Annotated in this window: 26 protein-coding genes; 25 read left to right on the top strand and 1 reads right to left on the bottom strand. The window is 29.3% G+C overall.

The window, feature by feature from the left end; genetic code table 11:
* Window positions 1-69: 69 nt before the first annotated feature.
* From ACTNBA_RS16045 to ACTNBA_RS15950, 20 genes are all read left to right on the top strand, one after another.
* Window positions 70-834: a MerR family transcriptional regulator gene (locus ACTNBA_RS16045; RefSeq protein WP_441075304.1), complete on the top strand. Its 765-nt coding sequence runs from the start codon at window positions 70-72 to the stop codon at window positions 832-834.
* Between the two features lie 51 nt (window positions 835-885).
* Window positions 886-1,617: an ABC transporter ATP-binding protein gene (locus ACTNBA_RS16040; RefSeq protein WP_441075302.1), complete on the top strand. Its 732-nt coding sequence runs from the start codon at window positions 886-888 to the stop codon at window positions 1,615-1,617.
* Window positions 1,604-2,347, top strand: a complete 744-nt coding sequence (locus tag ACTNBA_RS16035; protein ID WP_441075373.1) for an ABC transporter permease — start codon at window positions 1,604-1,606, stop codon at window positions 2,345-2,347. Before ACTNBA_RS16040 ends, ACTNBA_RS16035 begins: the two co-directional genes overlap by 14 nt.
* Before the next feature lie 158 nt (window positions 2,348-2,505).
* Entirely contained in the window at window positions 2,506-2,853 is a 348-nt protein-coding gene (locus ACTNBA_RS16030) for a TIGR04076 family protein (RefSeq protein WP_441075301.1), read from the top strand.
* A gap of 207 nt (window positions 2,854-3,060) precedes the next feature.
* Window positions 3,061-3,531, top strand: coding sequence for a DUF6323 family protein (locus ACTNBA_RS16025; protein ID WP_150845148.1), 471 nt, complete (start codon window positions 3,061-3,063; stop codon window positions 3,529-3,531).
* 8 nt (window positions 3,532-3,539) lie between these two features.
* Window positions 3,540-4,787 (top strand): DUF6179 domain-containing protein, encoded by a 1,248-nt coding sequence (locus tag ACTNBA_RS16020; protein ID WP_441075300.1) that lies wholly within the window; start codon window positions 3,540-3,542, stop codon window positions 4,785-4,787.
* A 343-nt stretch (window positions 4,788-5,130) separates the two neighbouring features.
* Entirely contained in the window at window positions 5,131-5,397 is a 267-nt protein-coding gene (locus ACTNBA_RS16015) for an Ada metal-binding domain-containing protein (protein WP_441075298.1), read from the top strand.
* A 3-nt stretch (window positions 5,398-5,400) separates the two neighbouring features.
* Window positions 5,401-5,718: a helix-turn-helix domain-containing protein gene (locus tag ACTNBA_RS16010; RefSeq protein ID WP_441075372.1), complete on the top strand. Its 318-nt coding sequence runs from the start codon at window positions 5,401-5,403 to the stop codon at window positions 5,716-5,718.
* A 33-nt stretch (window positions 5,719-5,751) separates the two neighbouring features.
* Window positions 5,752-6,225, top strand: a complete 474-nt coding sequence (locus tag ACTNBA_RS16005; protein WP_441075296.1) for a methylated-DNA--[protein]-cysteine S-methyltransferase — start codon at window positions 5,752-5,754, stop codon at window positions 6,223-6,225.
* A gap of 307 nt (window positions 6,226-6,532) precedes the next feature.
* Window positions 6,533-7,456, top strand: coding sequence for a helix-turn-helix transcriptional regulator (locus ACTNBA_RS16000; RefSeq protein ID WP_441075294.1), 924 nt, complete (start codon window positions 6,533-6,535; stop codon window positions 7,454-7,456).
* Window positions 7,457-7,521: 65 nt separating this feature from the next.
* Entirely contained in the window at window positions 7,522-8,346 is an 825-nt protein-coding gene (locus tag ACTNBA_RS15995) for a DUF2785 domain-containing protein (protein WP_441075293.1), read from the top strand.
* A 97-nt stretch (window positions 8,347-8,443) separates the two neighbouring features.
* Entirely contained in the window at window positions 8,444-8,998 is a 555-nt protein-coding gene (locus tag ACTNBA_RS15990) for a DUF1543 domain-containing protein (protein WP_441075292.1), read from the top strand.
* A gap of 261 nt (window positions 8,999-9,259) precedes the next feature.
* Complete coding sequence (locus ACTNBA_RS15985; RefSeq protein ID WP_156964363.1) at window positions 9,260-9,580, top strand: PadR family transcriptional regulator; 321 nt, start codon at window positions 9,260-9,262, stop codon at window positions 9,578-9,580.
* A gap of 14 nt (window positions 9,581-9,594) precedes the next feature.
* Window positions 9,595-10,323: a DUF2812 domain-containing protein gene (locus tag ACTNBA_RS15980; RefSeq protein WP_441075290.1), complete on the top strand. Its 729-nt coding sequence runs from the start codon at window positions 9,595-9,597 to the stop codon at window positions 10,321-10,323.
* A 176-nt stretch (window positions 10,324-10,499) separates the two neighbouring features.
* Window positions 10,500-11,435 carry an Rpn family recombination-promoting nuclease/putative transposase gene (locus ACTNBA_RS15975; RefSeq protein ID WP_441075289.1) on the top strand — a complete coding sequence of 312 codons (936 nt, stop codon included), beginning with the start codon at window positions 10,500-10,502 and terminating at the stop codon, window positions 11,433-11,435.
* A gap of 248 nt (window positions 11,436-11,683) precedes the next feature.
* Window positions 11,684-12,163, top strand: a complete 480-nt coding sequence (locus ACTNBA_RS15970; RefSeq protein ID WP_346868183.1) for a GNAT family N-acetyltransferase — start codon at window positions 11,684-11,686, stop codon at window positions 12,161-12,163.
* Window positions 12,164-12,372: 209 nt separating this feature from the next.
* The gene (locus ACTNBA_RS15965; protein WP_346868182.1) at window positions 12,373-13,071 is read left to right on the top strand and encodes a GNAT family N-acetyltransferase; all 699 of its coding nucleotides are present in this window, start codon (window positions 12,373-12,375) and stop codon (window positions 13,069-13,071) included.
* Between the two features lie 84 nt (window positions 13,072-13,155).
* Window positions 13,156-13,986, top strand: a complete 831-nt coding sequence (locus tag ACTNBA_RS15960) for a GNAT family N-acetyltransferase (RefSeq protein ID WP_441075287.1) — start codon at window positions 13,156-13,158, stop codon at window positions 13,984-13,986.
* A 189-nt stretch (window positions 13,987-14,175) separates the two neighbouring features.
* Window positions 14,176-15,123: an Rpn family recombination-promoting nuclease/putative transposase gene (locus ACTNBA_RS15955; RefSeq protein ID WP_441075285.1), complete on the top strand. Its 948-nt coding sequence runs from the start codon at window positions 14,176-14,178 to the stop codon at window positions 15,121-15,123.
* A gap of 198 nt (window positions 15,124-15,321) precedes the next feature.
* Window positions 15,322-15,684, top strand: coding sequence for a VOC family protein (locus tag ACTNBA_RS15950; RefSeq protein WP_441075283.1), 363 nt, complete (start codon window positions 15,322-15,324; stop codon window positions 15,682-15,684).
* A 346-nt stretch (window positions 15,685-16,030) separates the two neighbouring features.
* Here the strand turns inward: ACTNBA_RS15950 and ACTNBA_RS15945 are convergent, their stop codons facing one another.
* Window positions 16,031-16,885 carry an AraC family transcriptional regulator gene (locus tag ACTNBA_RS15945; protein ID WP_441075281.1) on the bottom strand — a complete coding sequence of 285 codons (855 nt, stop codon included), beginning with the start codon at window positions 16,883-16,885 and terminating at the stop codon, window positions 16,031-16,033.
* A 513-nt stretch (window positions 16,886-17,398) separates the two neighbouring features.
* Here ACTNBA_RS15945 and ACTNBA_RS15940 point away from each other — a divergent pair.
* The 5 genes from ACTNBA_RS15940 (at window position 17,399) to ACTNBA_RS15920 (ending at window position 22,590) form a co-directional block, all read left to right on the top strand.
* Window positions 17,399-17,818 (top strand): MarR family winged helix-turn-helix transcriptional regulator, encoded by a 420-nt coding sequence (locus ACTNBA_RS15940; protein ID WP_441075279.1) that lies wholly within the window; start codon window positions 17,399-17,401, stop codon window positions 17,816-17,818.
* Complete coding sequence (locus ACTNBA_RS15935; RefSeq protein ID WP_441075278.1) at window positions 17,815-18,573, top strand: EFR1 family ferrodoxin; 759 nt, start codon at window positions 17,815-17,817, stop codon at window positions 18,571-18,573. Before ACTNBA_RS15940 ends, ACTNBA_RS15935 begins: the two co-directional genes overlap by 4 nt.
* Before the next feature lie 393 nt (window positions 18,574-18,966).
* On the top strand, window positions 18,967-21,051 hold the full coding sequence (locus ACTNBA_RS15930) for a serine hydrolase (RefSeq protein ID WP_441075276.1): 2,085 nt from the start codon (window positions 18,967-18,969) through the stop codon (window positions 21,049-21,051).
* Between the two features lie 200 nt (window positions 21,052-21,251).
* Entirely contained in the window at window positions 21,252-21,614 is a 363-nt protein-coding gene (locus ACTNBA_RS15925) for a DUF4351 domain-containing protein (protein WP_441075275.1), read from the top strand.
* 238 nt (window positions 21,615-21,852) lie between these two features.
* A complete protein-coding gene (locus ACTNBA_RS15920; protein WP_441075273.1) occupies window positions 21,853-22,590 on the top strand; it encodes a DUF8548 family protein in 738 nt (245 codons plus the stop codon).
* Window positions 22,591-22,597 lie beyond the last annotated feature (7 nt).

Raw genomic sequence — 22,597 nt, 5'->3', positions numbered from 1 at the left:
ATAGAACTCTACACTATATCACCAGACTTTCCATAAGTGTTATTATGATAACATGGAGGTGCACATAGTATGGATAAGGTATATAAAACATCAGAAGTAGCTAAAAGAGTTGGTGTACATTCCAACACTGTACGTTTGTACGAAAAGCTTGAATTAATACCAAAGGTGAATAGATTACAAAATGGTTATAGAGTATTTACTGACTATCACATAGAACAGTTTAATCTTGCTAGAACTGCCTTTAAAGTAGAGGTTCTACAAAATGGGCTAAGAAAGAAGATAATCAATGTTGTTAAGCTATCTGCCAAGGGGGAGTTTCAAGAAGCAATTAACTGTACAAATGATTATATAAGTCAGATAAAGCAAGAACAAAAAAATGCAGAGGAAGCTATAGAACTTTCAAAGAAGCTTTTATTAGATACGGATTCTCAAGATAATTATATATTTTTTACGAGAAAGCAAACAGCAGACTATCTTAAGGTCACAATGGACACATTAAGAAATTGGGAGATGAATGGTTTACTTACTGTTAAGAGAAGGCATAATGGATATCGAGTTTATACTGAAAGTGATATTAATATACTTAAAATAATACGTACTTTACGTTGTGCTAATTATTCTCTTTCAGCAATTTTAAGAATGATTAATTCAATGTCAGAAAGTATAGAAATTGATATTAGAGAGGTAATTGATAAACCAAAAGAAGATGAGGACATTGTTACAGCATGTGATAAGCTTCTTACTTCCTTAAGTGATGCAGAAAAAAATGCAAAAATTATATTAAGGCAATTACAATTTATGAAAAACAAATTTAATACAAACTCTACACTTTAACACCAGACTTTGTGCTGGTGTTATTCTTTTATCAAAAGGAGGGAATAACACATGGAAGTAATAAAAGTTCATAATCTCTATAAATCCTATGGGGATGTTCAAGTGGTGAAGAGTGTTAGTTTAACAGTAAAGAAAGGCGAGGTATTTGGATTGCTAGGTGCCAATGGGGCAGGGAAAAGTACTACCATAGAGTGTATTTTAGGTACAAAGAATTTTGATCATGGTCAGGTATCTATCCTAGGCATGAATCCTCAAAAAGAAAGAAAACAGCTATTTCAAAAGGTTGGGGTTCAGTTTCAAGAATCTAATTATCAAGATAAAATAACAGTGAAAGAGTTGTGTGAAATAACTGAAGTTCTTTATAAAAATCCATTAGATTGCAATAAATTATTAGAAGAATTTGACCTTCAAGATAAGGGGAAAAATTTAGTAAGTGAATTATCAGGAGGTGAAAGACAACGATTATTTATTATCCTAGCCTTACTTCCTAACCCAGAGGTAGTATTCCTTGACGAGCTTACAACAGGATTAGATGTAAAGGCTAGAAGAGATGTGTGGAAGTGCTTATTAAAATTAAAGAAGCAAGGACTCACAATCTTTTTAACATCTCATTTCATGGATGAAGTTGAAGTTCTGTGCGATAAAATATGTATTTTAAAAAATGGAGCAATAGATTTTTATGGAACAATTGAAGAAGCAGTGGAATTGAGTCCATATGAAAAATTTGAGGATGCCTATTTATGGTTTGTAGATGAGGAGGATTTGGATGATGAGAGCATTTAAAGGAATGTTAAAAACTGAATTAAAGTTATCACTAAGAGGCATGGATATGTTCATCTTTGCAATCTGTATGCCAGTGGTGATAACTGTTATTTTAGGTGTTATTTATGGAAATAAACCCGCATTTCCTGAAGCAGACTTTACATTCATGGAACAATCCTTTGCAGCTGTATCAACTATTGCAATATGTGCAGGTGGTTTCATGGGATTACCATTAGTATTATCTGAGTATCGTCATAGAAAGATATTAAAAAGATTTAGAGTAACACCAGTTAGCCCAGCTATGATTTTAGTAGTTCAAGGAATGATCTATACTTTATATGCCATTGTTTCATTAATACTTATTTATTTAACAGCAAAAATATTTTTCAAGTTTCAATTTAGAGGCTCATGGATAAACTTTTTAGGAGCTTATACATTAGTAATGGCATCAATGTTCAGCATTGGATTTATGGTGGGGGGAATAGCGAAAAATAATAAAATGGCAAGTGTTATTGCAAGTATTTTATACTTTCCTATGCTTATATTTTCAGGAGCAACATTACCCTATGAGGTTATGCCAACATCCCTTCAAAAGGTGGCAGATATCCTACCATTAACTCAGGGAATAAAGCTTTTAAAAAGTGCATCACTTAACTTAAGCATAGATAATGCAATACTACCAATTTTAGTTATAAGTATACTTTCTGTAACATGTATTTGGGTATCTATTAAGTTTTTTAAGTGGGAGTAGTTTAAAACTGATAAAGAAATAGTGATTGTTATAAAGATGGAAAATCAACTATTTAAATTAAGCCAATGATATTAAAAGTGTCATTGGCTTGTGTTATAATTACGTTATTAAGCTATTGGAAAATTATATATATATAAACAAGAATTTGGAGGTTAGTTATGAAAAAATGGTATGATGAGGAGTACGAATTTGAAATTGAGGTAACTGGTTTTCTTCGCAGTGACCATACAGAGCGGTACTGCAGAAACGGCGAAGAAGTAGGGGATAAGTATACCTGCACCTATGGCTGTCCCACAAATTCGGATGGACAGGGTATCTGTTCCAAGGTTATGATGATTATGTTCCCAATCATGGAGTCGGTGAGAAGTGGCGGAGATTTAGAGAACATTGGTGGCAATAGCAGATATAGCAAGGATATTGTATGCCCAGATGGCTGTGTCATGTTCAGGCTTACAGCAAAGAAACTTGACAATGAGAATTTTTATAAAGGAAAGTTTTTTGATTAGTTTTGATTATATTGTGCTCAGTTTGAAGAGAAGCGGAAATATATATCATTAATATAAGAAAAATCTATTATAATATAAAAAATACTTCCCAGATTAAATTTTAAACTGGGAAGTATTTTCTAATTTTATATTACCACAAAATTACTAAAATTTCAAGTCTTGCATTGGGTTAGAGTTAGGAGTACTGTGTATCTAGAGGTGATTATGGTGGATAAAAATATGACTTTAGCATTTCAAAATTTCCAGAAAAAACAAGCTGCAATTGAGTTAAAAGGGTGTAATGAAATAACAATAAAATATGGGTTAGCTTTATGTGATGTAGAAATTAATGAGCTGGTGGAGAATCGTTTTAAGTCATTAAAAGATACAGGAAGAATTGAGTTTTCTGAAGGAATTTTAAAAAAGTTAGTGGAGGTTTTTTGTGATTCTCCTTATATAATGCAACAGAATTATAAAGAGACATTAATGGAGATTCAAGAGTCTTTCTATTTTTTTAAAAATGAAGCCATGGATCAGATAGCTGATGATGAACTTATTGAGTTTATGAAAAGACATTTTGATGGAAAATGTCAAGGTTCTTTGGAATATTTAAGAGGAACTACTTTGGAAGAGCTTTGTAGAAATACAAGATATGGATATGAAGTGGATGATACAGATATGTACGGACATGAATTTTAGGAGGTATTATGGAAGAAAGCAACAAGAGTTTAATGGCGTTTTCAGATAATATTCAAATAGATAAAAATATAAGTGAAGAAGATAAAATGCTTATTGAGTTTAAAATATGGAATTTACTTGGCAAGCACACTGAGCGCTATACAATGGGTGATAGCACATCAGTTCCAATAGAAATAGCGGAAGAGTTACTTAATTCAATTTGTTTTTCATTAGGATTAGAATTAAGAGAATTAATGAACGCAAAGGAATTATTGATGGAAGAAGATATAAGTGACTTATTAAAAGCTTCTTGGAGTAAAATAGTCTCTTTGATGGAGAGAGGAAAGAAATTATTAGAAGAAGTTAGAAAAAGTTCACCTAATATAGAAAACATATCATATAAGGATACAATAAATGAAATAGATAAATTTTTTAATAAATATGACTATAGATTTTTTGCTCATAAGATAGACTGTAGCATAGATTATCAACTTTCTAATCCCATATCAGAAAAGCTGCAAGGAATTGAATATATAAATGAATACTTAAAAGCGCTACTTATAGAAAATGAGTTTTGTAGATGTTTTGATAAGGATAGTATTATTTATATTCTAAATAGCTATTGCTCTGATTATAAAGAGCTATTAATTAATATTTTTGAACCAATACTAACAAATGCCATAGGGCTTGATATTTTAGGGGTGGATATATTAACATTAGAGATTTCGGCATTGCAAAGAGAAACATTGTTAGGGATTTTTAGAAACTTGTCCAAAACTGAAATTTTAGTAAAATTAGAGAGCTCAGCAAAGAGCATTTGTAATATTTTGGGGATAGTTGATAATGAAAAGATAGAGTATATCCAAAAAACAGCTGTGAATATTTATCCTAGAATTGAAGTAGGATTATCCACAGGAAATATTGATAATATATTTTTATCCTTTAAGTATGAAGATGATTTAAAAGAAAGTGAGTTTATAGATAATGATACTATGGATAATGAAAGGTTACGTAATTTAATCAATGAAATAAATGATTGTAGATTTATTTCAGATAAGATTGCAATGGTAAAAGAAGAGATTAATAGCTTAAGTGACCTAGTGGAAGTGTTAAACCTGTGTTTTTGGGAAGATGAAGCTTTAGAATTATTTAAAACACTTTCAAAGGAAGAAATCTATATTATTAAACACTATTTAGATAATAAATATGAATCATATAGTTCAGAATCACAATGGGAAATTAAATTTATGAATTATATAAGAGGTCTAAGTAAGTAGTAATAAAAACTTTAACATTACTTATCCAATTGTTATAATCAATTAAAACAAGATGGATACATGATTTTTACAGCTGTTTCAAAAATATAGACTCGTTTGGGTACCTGAAACACCTTAGTGAAAATACTTAAAATTAGATAGCAAAATACAGGAAGATTTGTACTTTTAGCAATGCTAGAATCAAAATATAAAATAAACTTTTACGAGTAGTGGAATTATAATTATGAGTAAAATTGGCATTATTAATTGTTATAACGAAAGTAAGGAATGTATATAGAATAAGTTTAGTTATGAGGTTAGAACCCTATAATAATTATGTAAATGCTTTTAGGAGGTGGTAATTATGCAAGGAAACATAGTAGTATCTGAAGATGAAAAATGGAATGCAGTAATAAGTTGTAATAAGTATTATGATGGGTTATTTTACTATGCTGTGAAAACAACAGGTATTTTTTGTAGACCATCATGTAAAGCTAAGACACCACTGAAAGAGAATATATTGTTTTTTAATAGTGTAGATGATGCTATGAAAGAAGGTTTCAGACCATGTAAATTATGCAGGCCTGATATAAAGGAACATAATTTTGAACCGAATAGAGAATTAATTTAAAAAATAAAGGAAAAGTTAATCCAGAATTATAATAAACCAATTAATTTCAGGTTTATTTCAAAGGAATTTGGTATTAGTACTAGTCATTTAACAAGATTGTTTAAAGAATATACAGGACTAACACCTAACGAATATGTATCACAATTAAGAATAAATAAAGCGATGCAGCTTCTAATTAAAAGTAATGATACTATTTTAGAGATTGCATACGATGTAGGATTTAAAAGCCTTTCTAATTTTTATAATTATTTTAAGCAAAATACAGGTATTGCTCCTAAGGAGTATAGAAAAAGAAATAGTATAAATAAGATTAAAGTATAATAGATTATAAAAAATTTATTAGGAGGTTTTTGTATGATTGAAAAATATTATGGTTATTATAATTCACCTATTGGCATATTAGAAATAATTTGCTCTGAAGATTCAATACTATCAGTTATGTTTGTGGAGCAAGAAAAGTCCGTGATGAATAAAGCAAATGAAATATTAGAAAATACTATTGCTCAGTTAGATGAATATTTCAAAGGAAGTAGAAAAGCATTCGATTTAGAGGTTTCACTAAATGGGACTGATTTTCAAAAGAATGTATGGAATGAACTATTGAAGATTCCTTATGGGGAAACCTTATCCTATAAGAACTTAGCGATTAGGTTAGGAAATGAAAAAAGTGTTAGGGCAGTGGGAAGTGCAAATGGTAGAAATAAAATATGGATAATAGTACCTTGTCATAGGGTTATTGGGACTAATGGAAGTTTAACTGGGTATGCTGGTGGCGTAGATAGAAAGCAATGTCTTTTAAATCATGAGAAGAATATAATATCGATTTAGAAATATTATAAAGGATTCTTATATAAATAACATAACAGATTATTCAATAATAATGCTTAAAAAAGTCTACGTTATATATGTTACGGAGAAGCGTATTATAAATAAATGAGGTTTCCTTATAAAGTATTAATATTACTAGCATTAAGGGGATCTAAGGCATTTAAGATATATCACAAGCAAAAGACTATAAATATAATATGCCATACATGGGACATTAATAGAGCTTTTTTAACTAAGAAAGATAAAAATTAATTAGAGTGTAAATTTACGTAGGAAGGTAGGGCGCGTTAGTAAGCGTATTGATATTATGAGAGCAGAAAGATTATTATCAATGTTAATAATAATTTCTCAAAAGGGTTTGGTAACAGGAAGAGAGCTTGCTGAGCATTTTGAGGTGTCTTTAAGAACAATATACCGTGATATAGAAAAAATAAGTGAAGCTGGTGTTCCTATAGCTGCTGAATGTGGAAAAGGTGGGGGCTATTATATTATGGAAAACTACAATATAAACAATCTGTTTCTTAACAAAAAAGAAATTGAACCATTAATTGCTGTAATGGAGAATTTAAAATTTTTGTTTGGAAAAAACCAACAATTTAATGACATAGTACTTAAATTTAAAACTTTACAAAATCATAGAGATCAAGAATGTGAAAGCCTTAGTATAAATTTGTCTCACTTTAGTATGGAACAGGAACTTAGAGAGTATTTATTTTTGATTAATAAGGCAATTGAAGATGGTAGGATGTTAGAATTTGAATACATAAATAGAAGAATGGAATATTCAAAGAGAATAGTGGAGCCTATTCAGATAAAATTTGCTAATGGGCAATGGTATATAATTGCATTTTGTAAAGTAAGAAATGACTATAGAAAGTTTAAACTTGTAAGAATAAGAAACATGAATCTAGGGGACAACTTTATAAAAAGAATAATTTCTAAAGAAGAAATAGAAAAGATATTTACTGATAGTTACGAAAGAAATAGTATTTTAGTAACACTAAAGTTTTCTAGTAAAATAGGAGAGCAACTAAATGAGCATTTCTCAAAGGATACGATCAAACCACTGAAGGACGGAACCTTTATAGTTGAGGACTTTTTCCCTGAGGAAGAAGGTTTGAAAAAGTTCGTTTTAAGCTTTGGTAGTGAATGTGAAATAGTAGCCCCAAAAAAGTTAAGGGTGGACATGCTTGAATACATAAAAAAAATATATATAAAATATAAAGACTGACATATAGATGTCAGCTTTTATATTTTATAATGGAAAGAGAAGTTAAATAAGGGAGGTAGGATTAGATGACACAAAAGGAGAATATTTTAAAAGAAAAGTTGCTAAGAGTTAAAAAGAATAAGTATTTATTAGAAAATCAAGAAAACTATTTTTCACTAGGATTAGAAATGATGGATAATATAGGCTGTTTAGACCCAGAACTTAGAGATAGGCTAATTTATGTGACTTTCTTCCATTGGATTACTGAAGGAAGATTTAACTTTGAACAACTTGAACATTTACTAAGTATCAGCTTGGACAATACGCATCTTTTTTATAGAATATATGATAAAGATGAGGATGCTGTTTTTGCAAGAGCCTTCTCAGTATTAATAGTTGCACTTATTATAGATCAGCATAGAAAACAGGATTTTTTACTAGAAGAAAAGCTATATAAAATAAAAGACAAACTTTTAGAATATATGCATCTTGAGCAGGATGTTAGGGGATATGTTCATGTAAGAGGCTGGGCGCACTCTGCAGCACACACAGCTGACGCATTAGATGAGTTAGTTCAGTGTAATTGCTTTAATAAAGTTGATCTGTTGGATATACTGAATTCTATAAAATCCAAAATGTGTATAGGTTATTATGTTTATGTGGATGATGAGAGTGAAAGAATGGTTACAGCTGTGAAGAACGCCTTAGACAGAAAAATTCTTACTAAGTCAGAAATAATAGAATGGCTTCAAGGATTCAGTGTTGAAGACTCAAAGAGTACACATATTAATTATTATCATTTAAAGGTAAATATAAAGGGATTTCTAAGAAGTCTATATTTCCGGTTATTAGAGCAAGATGATTTTAGGTTTATTATTGAAGAAATAAGGAAGTTGCTTAAAAAGTTATAATGGAAACAGGCATTATTCTGATGCTAGTATGAATTGTTGGACACGAAAAGTAAGATATAGTAACTGTATCTGAAAGAACATGGTGTAGTGAAGTCCAATGGAAAATATTCAAAACAAATTAAGTGATATAAAAGGAGTGTATACAATGAATTTATATATGATAAGTTTGGGTGGAAAAGTCAGTGGTGCAAATATTGAAGTTCATGATGTGCAGTTTGCAGTTGCGGATCATATCGATAACACCATTAATTTGGTTAAATCAAGCTGGTATGGGGTGGAAGAAAAACTTCATATGGACAGTTATACGAAAATAAAAGGAGCAGATGGTTATGAGGTAAAGCTAGTAAAAGAAAAACCTAGTGGGAATAGAAAGCTTTTCTTTGTCCATCTGGGTGGATATGATAAGGATATGACTCAAGAATTGCATCGAGTGGCGTTTTTTGTAGATGAAACAGCTCAAGAAGCAAAGCATAAAGCTTTAAAAGAAATTGAGATGTTCAAAGAAGAAGGACATATCGATCAAGTCGTTGATGTTGAAGCATGCCTTTTACACAGAGAGGGAGAAAAGTATTACATTGCACTTGATGAAAGTGAAGTGGATTTTGACTTAAGTCCAGATTGGTTTGGTTACAGAAGGCTAGATCGAGAATAGGATTTGATACATCATACATATTCACAGCCACCTGTAAGTAGATTAAATAGCTACTTTACAGGTGGTTATATTTTTTATTAATTAATATTTAGTTTATGGAAGAAGACTTTTTTGTCAGTGTATTTATATATTTTAATAAAAATATATAAATATCAAAAGCAATAAAGAAAAACTTGACAAGTATATCATTTATGGATATATTATATTTAATGATATATCATTTAATAATATATCATTAAATATAATATTAAGGAGAATTTTATGCCAAGAAAAGATTCTATTGATATAGGGGAATTAACAGATTCTGCTTTTTATATTTTATCTAGTGTTGTTGATGAAAAGCATGGATACCTAATTATGAAAACTATTGAGAAGTTTACTAATAATGAAGTTACTATTGGTCCTGCATCACTTTATACAACATTGAAAAAGCTTTTAGCGGCAGATTTAGTGGAGTTAAATTGTGACACAGATGAAAACAAAAAAATATATAAAATAACCAATAAAGGACGAGAAATGCTTATAAAAGAGATTGAACGTAAAAAGCAGATGATCAAATTCGCTGAAAATTTTTTGGGTTAGAAAGAGGGATATTTTTGAAAAGTAAATATGTAATGATTAATGGGTTTGCATTTAGTGAAGAAAGTGATATGGAAAAATTAAAAGAATATGCAAGGCAAGGTTGGATATTAGAAGATATAGTAGGAGGGTTTTTCTATAAACTAAGAAAAGATAAATCTCAAGATATAATATATAACTTAGATTACCAAACAGAAGCAAATGAAGAATATTTCACTATATTTAAAGAAGCAGGATGGAATCGTATTGTTTCTGTAGAAAATTATATGCACATTTTTTCAGCACAAGCTGGAACTAAACCTATTTATAGTGATTGTGATTCAGAAATAGATAAATATACAAGTATAAGAAATCTAACAAGAAAAGTGACTTTATATTCTTTAATACTAGCTATAGCTCTAATGGGGTTGCTAGTTGTTTCTTTAGTTGCCATTAAACCTATATTTTTGATTATTGTTGGATTGTTGATAATTGATATATTTGTATTTGTCTTTAATTTTATGCCTTATTTAGCATATAACTCTAGAATTAAGCAAATAAAAAAAGATGGTACGTGTAATAGTAAAGCAATAAATAATAAAAGTTCATGGATATTATATGCAATTTCAGGGGTTCTATGGTTAGCTATAGGAATATGGCATTTAATTGGGAAACTATATTTTACTGCAGTATTTCTTATAATTTTTGGTGCTTTTTTCATTTTTTCAAGTTCAGCCTACTTTAAGAAATATAAAAAGTCTTTATAAATTATATACAGTATGGGTAAGAGTATTTTTTAGGAACAGTAGAATTTCAGAATTCTACTGTTTTTTTATATATTCTAATTTTAAGTTAAATCATATAAAATATTTCCCGAACGAGAATAAGAACAAGTGTTTGTGTTGATAATTTAAATAGTAATAAACTAAGGAGGAATTGAGACATGAACAAATTATTAAACCCTAAAAATGATGTTGTATTTCAAAAAATATTTGGAGTAAAAGAAAACGAAAAGCTATTAATAAGCTTCTTAAACTCTATACTAGAACCCATGGGAAATGGAAAAATAAAAAGCATTACTTTAGAGGAGAAAGCACTAAATGTATCTTTGATTGCCAGTGAAAAGCTAAGTATTTTAGATATTAATGTAACAACAGAAAATAGTACTCATATCAATGTAGAAATACAGCTGATAAATCAGTATAATATGATTAGAAGGACAATATTTTACTTATCAAAAATGATATTAAAACAGTTGGTTAAAGGAGATAATTATAATCAACTTAATAAAACTATAACTATAAACATCTTAGATTTTGATTATATTAATGATGAGAAATTCCACAGTAGTTATCATCTATATGAAGACATGACAAAGAAATTACTAAGTGATATTGTTGAAATTCATTTTATAGAGCTTAAGAAGTTCGAAAAATCAAAGAAAGACTATAATAATAAGTTGCATAGATGGTTAAGCTTTTTAATAAATCCAGAGGGAAAGGAGATAGATATAATGAAAAAGGAAGATACTGAAATCAAGGAAGCAATGGATGTTCTATACAACATTAGTGGAGATAAAGAGTTAATACAACTGGCCGAGATGAGAGATAAAACTATAAGGGATGAGAAAAGTAGACTTCAAGGTGCTAGAGATGAAGGTAGAGAAGAAGGTAGAGAAGAAGGCAAAAAAGAAGGTATAAAGCAAGGAGCAAAAGATGCTTTAGCTAAAAGTACTATAAAACTTTTAAGGAAAAAGTTTAAGGATATTCCAGAGAATATAATAGAGTCTATACTTAATTTATCTTTAGAAAAGATAGAAAAAATTAATGGAGATTTGTTTGATATAGAGTCCATTGAGGAATTAAATAAGTATATTTAATTAAGGATGTATTACCTATAAAACTAAGTAATTAGAAATACCTAGAAACAGTAGAATTTCAGAATTCTGCTGTTTTTTTGTAGTTATACATTAAACAAAGTAAATATATGCTTTATATGGTATGAATTTATTGAGCAGTGGAAAGTGAGGTGGTACAATAAGGATATTGTTAATTAAGTTTAAATAATAAGGATCAGGTAAAATAATATTCAATTTAGGGATAGTATTAAAGGTGAGTGAGATAGGAAATGCGTATAAGAAGGTATGAACCATCAGATTGTAAAGATTTAGCGGAACTGTTTTATAATACAGTACATTCCATTAATGCGAAAGACTATACAGAAGAACAGTTGAATGTATGGGCAACAGGTAGTGTAGATTTAGAGAAATGGAACAAATCCTTATTAGAAAATTTTACAGTTATTGCTATTGAAAATAATATTATAGTTGGTTTTGGAGATATAGATAAGAGTGGATATTTAGATAGATTATATGTTCATAAGGACTACCAAAATAAAGGAATTGCTACTACAATTTGTGATGTACTGGAAAAGGAATTTGATGTAGATAAGATTAGTACACAGGCATCAATTACTGCAAAGTATTTCTTTGAAAAACGAGGATATAAGGTTGTAAAAGAACAGAAAGTAGAAAGGAAAGGTGTTTTACTAACAAACTATGTTATGGAGAGGTATTGCAATTCTAGTTTACTTAATGAAAATATATAAAAACCCCACTTTAAGTAGATATGGAGAACTGTACCACAAGAAAATGCAATTTATACCCCCGGGATTTATATGGCTTGGCTAAGGTTATTTTTAAAGCTGGAAATACCATACTAAAAATAATGTTATATTTACAAAATATGCTATAATTAAAAAGGTAAGTAATTTTTAGTGTCAGGCAAATAGTAAAATTTGTGGAGGCGATTTTAATTATGGATAATATTCAGAAAGTAATTAATTATTATATTACAAATTATAATCTGGAATATAATGCATTTGATGATGGAAAAAATGTATTCATGGAAAGCGATGTAGAAATTTTTCGTATGATTTCATTTGGAAAATCAATGCTTTTTATTGGAAGAAGAGATTTAATTAATTGGGCAAAAGAAAATTTTATAGATACTTTAGCAGAAGATATTATTGATGGTAAAAATCTTCATAGGATTGAATGTAAACTAAGAGAAAATGATTTATGTCTTGCAGGTGAACATTTGAGATTTCTTTATAGTAAAAATGAAGATATTATTTGCCCAGATAATGTAGTTCTTAAGAAAATAGAAAAAGAAAATATGAGTGAGTTTTATATTAAATATCCTGGATTTGAAAATGCATTAAACTATGAAAAGGATGAAATTGCAATTGCAGCTTTTATTGAGGGAACTATGGTAGCTATAGCTGGTGCAGACAATTATCATGATCCACTATGGCAAATAGGTATAGATACCATTAAGGAATATAGGGGACAAGGATTAGCAAAATTGGTTATTCAACAATTAACAAAGGAGATATTGAAGCTAGATAAAATACCATATTATACAACGTGGAGTGCGAACCTTGCTTCAATGAGAACTGCTTTAGCTACAGGGTTTTATCCAGCCTGGGTAGAATATTTTGCAGAAAAATATTAACTTTTAATAGCAAAATATTATCTTGTCAAATTCCAATTTAAGATTGATTAATTGATTAAAATGATATTTTGGAGGTAGTGAAAGATGAAGATTGAATTAATAGAAGCCAGTAAGGCTGATAAAATGATATTAAAAAATATGATTGAATTATATAATTATGATTTATCAGAATATGAAAATCGTGATTTAAATGAACATGGGTTATATGATTACAGTTATTTAGATAATTACTGGACAGAAAAAGATAGATACCCCTTTATAATTAGAGTAGATGAAAAATTAGCAGGATTTGTTCTTGTTAATAAACATAGCGTTGTTACCTCATCACCAACTGATTATGCAATTGCAGAATTTTTCGTTCTAAAAAAATATAGGAAAAGAGGAATAGGTAAAATTGTGGCTTTTGAAGTTTTTAATAAGTTTCAAGGAAATTGGGAAATAAAACAGTTGCGGTTACATAAGGTTTCTCATATTTTTTGGAATAATGTAATAAACCAATATACTTTAGGTAACTTCATAGAACTTGAAAATGGTAATGAAGTTTGGGATGGTCCTATTCATAGATTTACTAATAAATTGAAAAAGGAAGATACTGAAATCAAGGAAGCAATGGATGTTCTATACAACATTAGTGGAGATAAAGAGTTAATACAGTTGGCTGAGATGAGAGATAAAGCTATAAGGGATGAGAAAAGTAGACTTCAGGGTGCTAGGGATGAAGGAAGAGAAGAAGGTAGGCAAGAAGCAAAAAGCGCTTTAGCTAAAAGTACTATAAAACTTTTAAGGAAAAAGTTTAAGGATATTCCAGAGAATATAATAGAGTCTATACTTAAATTATCTTTAGAAAAGATAGAAAAAATTAATGGAGATTTATTTGATATAGAATCTCTAGAGGAGTTAAAGAAGTATCTTTAATTAATGATACATTCAATATAAAACTATAGTTAGTTAGGAGCACATAGTAACAGTAGAATTTCAGAATTCTGCTGTTTTTTATATATTCTAATTTTAAGTTAAATCATATAAAATATTTCCCGAACGAGAATAAGAACAAATGTTTGTGTTAATAATTTAAATAGTAATAAACTAAGGAGGAATTGAGACATGAACAAATTATTAAACCCTAAAAATGATGTTGTATTTCAAAAAATATTCGGAGTAAAAGAGAATGAAAAACTATTAATAAGCTTCTTAAATTCTGTACTAGAACCCATGGGAAATGGAAAAATAAAAAGTATTACTTTAGAGGAGAAAGCACTAAATGTATCTTTGATTGCCAGTGAAAAGCTAAGTATTTTAGATATTAATGTAACAACAGAAAATAGTACTCATATCAATGTAGAAATACAGCTGATAAATCAGTATAATATGATTAGAAGGACAATATTTTACTTATCAAAAATGATATTAAAACAGTTGGTTAAAGGAGATAATTATAATCAACTTAATAAAACTATAACTATAAATATCTTAGACTTTGATTATATTAATGATGAGAAATTTCATAGTAGTTATCATCTATATGAAGATATGACAAAGAAATTACTAAGTGATATTGTTGAAATACATTTTATAGAACTTAAGAAGTTCGAAAAATCAAAGAAAGACTATAATAATAAGTTGCATAGATGGTTAAGCTTTTTAATAAATCCAGAGGGAAAGGAGATAGATATAATGAAAAAGGAAGATACTGAAATCAAGGAAGCAATGGATGTTCTATACAACATCAGTGGTGATAAAGAGTTAATACAGTTGGCCGATATGAGAGATAAAGCTATAAGGGATGAGAAAAGTAGACTTCAAGGTGCTAGAGATGAAGGTAGAGAAGAAGGCAAAAAAGAAGGTAAAATTGAAGGTAAAATAGAAGGAATAAAGCAAGGAGCAAGAGATGCTTTAGCTAAAAGTACTATAAAACTTTTAAGGAAAAAGTTTAAGGATATTCCAGAGAATATAATAGAGTCAATACTTAAATTATCTTTAGAAAAGATAGAAAAAATTAATGAAGATTTGTTTGATATAGAGTCCATTGAGGAATTAAAGAAATATATTTAATTAAAGACATATCTTCTATAAAATTAGTTAATTAAGAACACACAGAAGCAGTAGAATCTCAGAATTCTACTGTTTTTTTATGTAGTTACAGGTTAAACAAAGGGAATTTATACTTTAAATGTAGTAGGGCAATTATTGCATTACATATTTCATTATGAGATAATTATTAAAGATTACACAAAGGAAAGGGGATATATTATGCATATTCAGCATGTAACCTTAATGGTCAACGACTTAGAAGAATCTATTAAATTTTATGAGACAATTACAGAACTAACTGTTTCCCGACGCTTTAAAGCAGGAGCTGGAGAGCTTGCATTTCTGACAAATGGCAAGGGAGAAACTGAGATTGAACTTGTCTGTATGCCACAGGGTCAGAAGTTTGAAGGAAAGGGTATGTTCATTTGCTTTAAAACAGATAAACTAGATGAAATGCATAATCTTGTGCTGGACAGAGGTCTTAATCCTTCTGCCATCCAAAACCCTGGTGATGGAACTCGCTATTTTTATGTATATGATCCAAATGGAGTATCAGTACAGTTACGAGTTTTTCCGGAGTAATTTTCAAAAGCATTTGGCTTACTGTAGTATACGGTTGAGTTAATTCACTTTTTTTATTATAGGTTGAAAGGTCTTTACCTAAAAGGGTAGAGGCTTTTTTATATTGAAAATAAAGCTTAGAATGGCATCCACATAACTTATAAGATATGAGCTAATGAATTAGGTTTTGTTTTAATACAATGTTGAAATATACACATAATTAAGGGAGAATATCATATTCTACCTTAATTATGTTATTTTCTAAAGGCATTTTTTGGAAACTTATTTTGATTTCTAAATTTAGAAATATCATATATTTTTTCTAATACCTTTTCTTTGTCATCGCAATATACTAAATGTACAATACTTAATTCTCCTTTTTTGAAACTGGAATCCATACTTCATATTTGGCATTCTCCGGGTCTGCATTTAAATACACCTCAATATCTGGTGCATTTCCGTATTCATATCCTGAAGTCGGAAGCCATTCAGTTACGATTTTTTTTTCTAGCTCCTGTATAGACTGAGAACTTCCCTCTCCTGAAAATATTGCCCACAGGGAGCTAGGGACAATGTATTCTTCTAAATTATTCTCTATTGGTTGACTACTTGCAACTGCAATATAGTATCTCCAATTATCTGATTCATTACATGAACTTACTCCAAGCATACCCATAGGCATTCCATCCATCATGGTAGCAAGTCTTGGTATTGTTCCATTCATTGCAGCTGCACCCCACATTTTTGGTACAATTTCAAAGTTTTTCTCAATTTCTGCTTCTAATGGTTCTGAAATACCTACAATTCTAAATGATTCTTTCTTTTCAATTCTGTAATTCATTTCACTATCTCCTTTTATTGTTATTTTGAAGCTGATAGGAGGAAATGCTTTTAATATTGTACCTTCTTCTTTTGCCTGGGATGGTGCTATGCTATGTACACTTTTAAAAGCTCGGTTAAATGCTGTTGGCGAATCATATCCATATTTTAGTGAAATATCTATCACTTTTTCATTGCCACTCTGTAAATCAACAGCTGCCAATGACATTCTCCTACGTCGTATATATTCTGATAATGGTATATCTGCTATATAGGCAAACATCCTTTGAAAATGATAAGTTGAGCAACATGCAATCTTTGATATTTCTTCTAAATCTATAGTTTCTTTTATATTATCTTCTATATAATTAACAGCACTATTTAATCGTTCTATCCATTCCATATATTCATCTCCTAACAATAAAATAATCTATTTCAGATAATTCTACCTCTCTTTTTCTGCCCAATAAAGAGAGGTTATATAAATAATCTTTATTAGGCAATTTTAAATTACCATAATGAATTAATTATAACATAAGCTTACAACTGTTTTCCATAATTATCTGAATTGTGAATAAATTGGCTTTGAATGATTTACTAAGCAAGTTATGTGAGATATAATAATTATTAATTGAGGTAGGGGGGGAGATAAAATGAAATTTTATTTTAAAAGATTCAATAATACTTATTATGACAGAGTCTGTGATTTTTTGATTGAAATATCAAAATATAATCGGACATATGCTTTAGCTAAAAGTACTATAAAACTAAGTAATAAGAAATACCTAGAAACAGTAGAATTTCAGAATTCTGCTGTTTTTTTATGTGGTTCAGTATTTTCAAAAATAAGTTGCGCACACAACAAATGTGTGTTAATATTAAGTTGTCCACACAACTTAAAGAGGAGAGATAAAGTATGCATACGGAAAAACTAGGCGACTTAGTAATGAACATATATAAGAATTTGAAGACGAAAATTGAAAGAGATTTAAAACATTATGATATTGGTATGGGACAAATGCAGATATTGATGACTTTCTTTAATGATATTGAGAACACTTTAACGCAAAACGATTTGGTCAAACTGGTTGGTGTAGATAAGGGCAATATTAGCAGGAGTGTACTAAAATTATTAGAAAAGGGATATATTGAGCAGTCAGATATTAATAAAAAGGGTTATCGCTTGACAGCAAAAGGTGTTAACTTAAAATCTGAAATTGTCCCTATATTTATTAATTTAAATGCATTGATAACAAAAGATATAGATCCAAGTGATATAAATCAAACTCTTATTACACTTACTAAAATATCTGAAAATTTGGAGGAGATAATATGAATGTATCCATTGTATATTTTAGTGGTACAGGAAATACAAAAGCAATAGCAGAAGGCTATGAAGCTGTGCTTGCAAAGTCAGGTCATCATATTGAGATTATGTCTATAGAAGAGTCAACTTGCATACCAGATCATGAATTATTAATAATTGGTGGTCCCATTTATGCAGGAAATATGCCTGATGAGCTAATCAATTGGATCAGGAAGAATGTAAAAAGAGTAGAGGGAAAAAAAGCTATTGTCTTTTCAACCTCAGCAGGATTATTAAATGCAAATGGTGTTAAATCAATTGGTAAAAAACTGATAAATAAAGGTTATTCACTTCTAGATATGAGTGCTTTTGAAATGCCACGTAACTTCTACATCGATAAATATGATCCTACCCCTGATAATATTCAAAAGCAACAATTTGAAAATGCAGCAACTAAAATTATGGAGTCATTAAGTAAAATTAATAATAGTAATGAAATAAGAATAAAAGAGTCAGTGATAATGATTGATTTATTTGCTGATTTATTTAGAATTATGGCAAAATCACTAGGTAAGTCCTTTAGCATTAATGAAAACTGTATTGGTTGTGGAATGTGTGAAAAAAATTGTCCAAAGAAAAATATAAAATTTAAAGATAAGAAGTATTTTAATAAGTGTATTATGTGTACACGTTGCATTCACAACTGTCCGGTTAATGCAATTAGCTATAAAGGTAAGCAAATTGAACAGTATAGAGTACATCATGACATAAAGTTTGATTCTTAAAAATGCCTGTGGGATTAGATTATAGATGTTTTATAAAATATTAGTGAAATAAAATAGATATACTATTAATTAACTAGAAAAATAAGAAACAGTAGAATTTCAGAATTCTGCTGTTTTTTATGTAGTTATACATTAAACAAAGGAAATATATGTTTTAAATGGTATGGATTTATTGAGCAGTGGAGCATGTATTGTAAAGTAATATCTAAATTTATTGGTATAGATTTCAAATATCTATTTATTAGTTATATAAAAAACTATTAAAATATATAAGTGATTAAATTTAATGTTGCTAGTTCATATTATGAACAAATTATTGACTTATTTACAATTTTACTGATATTATCTAAATGGAAACATATACTAAATTCATATATTGGGGAGGAAGAAGAGATGATATGTCCTAATTGTCATCAAGACGTAAAGAATGGGAATTTCTGTGAGAAATGTGGAGCGCCTATTTCAAAATTGGAGGATCTTAATAAGGTAATTTGCCCAAAGTGTAGTAAAAAAGTACAAAATGAGAAGTTTTGTGAAAGCTGCGGTTTTTTGCTACAACCGGAAGAAGATAAAACAGTTAGTAAATCTATTTTACCAATGGATAAACCCGAAAACTGTGAGGAGGTAATACAACATAAACAGTCATTAAGTCAAAAAAAGAAAAGAATAATATGGCCTTGGGTAGTTGGAATTCTTTCGCTACTGTTAATAGGAGGAATAGCATTTTGGTATTTGTACTTAAATAAAAACGACGATAAGAAATTATTTGAAGTAAAAAATGACTCTGCATCCAATTCAGTAGAAGAGAATGAAATTAGTTTGCAAGTAGGACAAGTAGATACTAGTGCCTACCCAACAATCAAATTATATTTAAGTGCAAAAGAAAATGAAGATGAAGCATTACAACAATTAGAAGTAAAAGACTTAGTGTTGAAAGAAAGGTATAGGGATTCTTATAAAGAAGTATCTGTAAAGAGCATTGAAAAATTTAGTGAAAAAGAAAATTTAAATATGAATTTTGTAATAGACACCAGTGGTAGCATGGAGGAAAATGGATTACTTAATTCGTGTAAGGATATTGCTAGAAAAATTTTAGAAACAATTGATTATTCAAAGAGCCAAGCTGGAATTATTAGTTTTAATACTGAAGCTACATTAACTAGTTATTTAACTAATAATTATGATTCTATTAATAATGCATTATCTGCTTTAACTCCAGATGGAGAGACAGCATTATATGATGCTTTAATGATGGCATTAGATGAAACGGATAAGAATAGTGGTGCTAAGCTTATTATAGCTTTTACAGATGGAATAGACAATTCGAGTAAAAGTACACCAGATGAAGTTATTCAAAAATCAAGAGAACTGGGTATTCCAATTTATGTAGTTGGACTATTGAATGAAGAAGATATAGAAGGAACTGCTGCTATTGAAAAAATTTGTACAGATACAAATGGAAATTATATAGCAATTGATGATATTCAGGATTTGGAAAGATTATATAAGGAGCTATTAAGTGAAGCAGAAAAACAATATGTCATTACATATGAATCAACCATTTCTGATGGTGAAAATACAAATCATGAAATTCAACTAGGCGTTGCTAAAGATAAAAAAAATGGTTATATAGAGACAACATTTGAGGTTCAACCAAAAGATAACCGATTAGATGTACCTAAGTTTATCAAACAGAAAGAATTTGCACAGTCACTTGCTGACAAATATCTAAAGCCAATATCAGGTTCTAATTCTTTATACTTTGGTAATGTAGAAATGGGTTCACCATTAACAATTAATGATACTCCATTACGCTCTGCAAGTACAATTAAATTATTCATTATGATTGAAGTTATGCAACAAATTGAAGATGGTATGCTATATAATGATATGAAATTAACCATGTCACAAAGTGATAAAGTTGGAGGTACAGGAGTTATACAAAATCAAGAAAGTGGTAGTGCCTATACAATTCAACAGCTGTTAGAGTACATGATGATCGATAGTGATAATACAGCTGCCAATATGCTAGTTGATGCAGTTGGAGGGGTACAAGTTGTTAATTCACGTATAAAAGCATTAGGATGTGTAAATTCACAAATGAATCGCAAAATGCTTGATACTGAGGCTTTAAAACAAGGAAAAGATAATTATGTAACTGTATATGATATGGGAAATATATTGACTCGTATTTATAATAAACAATGTGTAAGCGATGAGGCAGACACCTATATGCTACAGTTGATGTCAAAAAATACAAATCATAAGAAAATTCCTGGCGATTTACCACGAAACGTAACAGTCTATAATAAAACTGGTGAATATGACGAATACGGTGTTCAGAATGATGTGGCTATTGTTGAAACAGATAAAGGAACCTATGTTTTATGCGTTTTAACACAAGATGGAAAAGCAAATGAAGAGATCAATGCTATTAAGAATCTATCTAAAGAGTTATATGATGAATGTGTAAAATAATATGTTTTCAGAGAAAATATATTATTTATAGAAAGATTGAATTATATAGTTTTATAAGTGTAAATATAACATTTTCATGGATAAATAAAATAAAAATTTATTAATAAGTGGAGATTTATCATGAATTATTGTCCAAATTGTGGAGAAAAATCTACCTTCTAAGCTTTTTAATAAATCCAGAGGGAAAGGAGATAGATATAATGAAAAAGGAAGATGCTGAAATCAAGGAAGCAATGGATGTTCTATACAATATTAGTGGAGATAAAGAGTTAATACAGTTGGCTGAGATGAGAGATAAAGCTATAAGGGATGAGAAAAGTAGACTTCAGGGTGCTAGGGATGAAGGAAGAGAAGAAGGTAGGGCAGAAGGTAGGCAAGAAGGTAGAGAAGAAGCAAAAAGCGCTTTAGCTAAAAGTACTATAAAACTTTTAAGGAAAAAGTTTAAGGATATTCCAGAGAATATAATAGAGTCTATACTTAAATTATCTTTAGAAAAGATAGAAAAGATTAATGGAGATTTGTTTGATATAGAGTCCATTGAGGAGTTAAAGAAGTATATTTAATTAGAGATGTATTCCCTATAAAACTAAGTAACTAGAAAAATAAGAAACAGTAGAATTTCAGAATTCTGCTGTTTTTTATGTAGTTATACATTAAACAAAGGAAATATATGTTTTAAATGGTATGAATTTATTGAGCGGTGGAGAGGGAGGTGGTACAATATATGTGTAACGTGATATTAATAAAAAATGAAATTATTTACATTTTTACATATAAAAACATGGTATATAGGAGAAGTATATGAATAACATTGGATTTCTTACAAATAACTGTATGAGGCTTTTGGATTTAGGAAATATTTCTTTGGCAGAGGAATTTTATTATAATAGCCTACCATTTTGTATAATTGATGCTATTTTCTCTATAGGAGTTAAATACTCAAGTACTAAAAATACAGTAATACGTTATTGTGAGTATTTTGACTTAGACAGAATTAGACCTTTAAAGTCACTAATACCTTCAATTCAAAAACAACAATCAGTTTCAGAGTTCATGATTAATGTTGAGAAGTTTGGTATAGATAATTTTACAAACAAAATATTAAAGAATCGCCAGCGTACATCAGCAGTGAATGGAATATTAAAAACTGAAGCAGTGTATATCTTCAGTAGAATACTCGCTAATCATGGAGTTGAATATCTTCAAGATATTAATAAGGTGTACATGGATAAAGAAATTCAAAAGGAGTTATTAGCTGTAAAAGGTCAAGGAAGTGGAATATCACTTCAATATTTCTTTATGTTAGCTGGGGATAATGATTTATGCAAACCAGATAGACATGTTATGAATTTCTTACATAAATATTGTAGTGAGGATATTACTATAAACTCAGCTACTGATGTACTACAGGAAGCTTTAAATAGGTTAAAAAGTGAGTATCCAAAGCTTAATGTAAGAATATTAGATTATAAAATATGGAGCTATATGGCGAATGAGAAGAAGAAATATAAATACGGTGAAGATTCAATGAGATTATAGGAGATAA

The sequence above is a fragment of the Clostridium sulfidigenes genome (genome assembly GCF_052067195.1).
Lineage (GTDB): Bacteria > Bacillota > Clostridia > Clostridiales > Clostridiaceae > Clostridium_J > Clostridium_J sulfidigenes.
This window is presented reverse-complemented; position numbering and strand designations above follow the sequence as displayed.

Coding starts and splice junctions, on each gene's coding strand:
- ACTNBA_RS15990 (WP_441075292.1), top strand. CDS start 8,444: ATGGAAAATATTCAAAACAAATTAAGTGATATAAAAGGAGTGTATACA.
- ACTNBA_RS16015 (WP_441075298.1), top strand. CDS start 5,131: ATGCAAGGAAACATAGTAGTATCTGAAGATGAAAAATGGAATGCAGTA.
- ACTNBA_RS15970 (WP_346868183.1), top strand. CDS start 11,684: ATGCGTATAAGAAGGTATGAACCATCAGATTGTAAAGATTTAGCGGAA.
- ACTNBA_RS15950 (WP_441075283.1), top strand. CDS start 15,322: ATGCATATTCAGCATGTAACCTTAATGGTCAACGACTTAGAAGAATCT.
- ACTNBA_RS15925 (WP_441075275.1), top strand. CDS start 21,252: ATGAAAAAGGAAGATGCTGAAATCAAGGAAGCAATGGATGTTCTATAC.
- ACTNBA_RS16045 (WP_441075304.1), top strand. CDS start 70: ATGGATAAGGTATATAAAACATCAGAAGTAGCTAAAAGAGTTGGTGTA.
- ACTNBA_RS15975 (WP_441075289.1), top strand. CDS start 10,500: ATGAACAAATTATTAAACCCTAAAAATGATGTTGTATTTCAAAAAATA.
- ACTNBA_RS16040 (WP_441075302.1), top strand. CDS start 886: ATGGAAGTAATAAAAGTTCATAATCTCTATAAATCCTATGGGGATGTT.
- ACTNBA_RS15940 (WP_441075279.1), top strand. CDS start 17,399: ATGCATACGGAAAAACTAGGCGACTTAGTAATGAACATATATAAGAAT.
- ACTNBA_RS16035 (WP_441075373.1), top strand. CDS start 1,604: ATGAGAGCATTTAAAGGAATGTTAAAAACTGAATTAAAGTTATCACTA.
- ACTNBA_RS15955 (WP_441075285.1), top strand. CDS start 14,176: ATGAACAAATTATTAAACCCTAAAAATGATGTTGTATTTCAAAAAATA.
- ACTNBA_RS15985 (WP_156964363.1), top strand. CDS start 9,260: ATGCCAAGAAAAGATTCTATTGATATAGGGGAATTAACAGATTCTGCT.
- ACTNBA_RS16005 (WP_441075296.1), top strand. CDS start 5,752: ATGATTGAAAAATATTATGGTTATTATAATTCACCTATTGGCATATTA.
- ACTNBA_RS15960 (WP_441075287.1), top strand. CDS start 13,156: ATGAAGATTGAATTAATAGAAGCCAGTAAGGCTGATAAAATGATATTA.
- ACTNBA_RS15935 (WP_441075278.1), top strand. CDS start 17,815: ATGAATGTATCCATTGTATATTTTAGTGGTACAGGAAATACAAAAGCA.
- ACTNBA_RS16020 (WP_441075300.1), top strand. CDS start 3,540: ATGGAAGAAAGCAACAAGAGTTTAATGGCGTTTTCAGATAATATTCAA.
- ACTNBA_RS15965 (WP_346868182.1), top strand. CDS start 12,373: ATGGATAATATTCAGAAAGTAATTAATTATTATATTACAAATTATAAT.
- ACTNBA_RS16000 (WP_441075294.1), top strand. CDS start 6,533: ATGAGAGCAGAAAGATTATTATCAATGTTAATAATAATTTCTCAAAAG.
- ACTNBA_RS15920 (WP_441075273.1), top strand. CDS start 21,853: ATGAATAACATTGGATTTCTTACAAATAACTGTATGAGGCTTTTGGAT.
- ACTNBA_RS15930 (WP_441075276.1), top strand. CDS start 18,967: ATGATATGTCCTAATTGTCATCAAGACGTAAAGAATGGGAATTTCTGT.
- ACTNBA_RS15995 (WP_441075293.1), top strand. CDS start 7,522: ATGACACAAAAGGAGAATATTTTAAAAGAAAAGTTGCTAAGAGTTAAA.
- ACTNBA_RS16030 (WP_441075301.1), top strand. CDS start 2,506: ATGAAAAAATGGTATGATGAGGAGTACGAATTTGAAATTGAGGTAACT.
- ACTNBA_RS15945 (WP_441075281.1), bottom strand. CDS start 16,885: ATGGAATGGATAGAACGATTAAATAGTGCTGTTAATTATATAGAAGAT.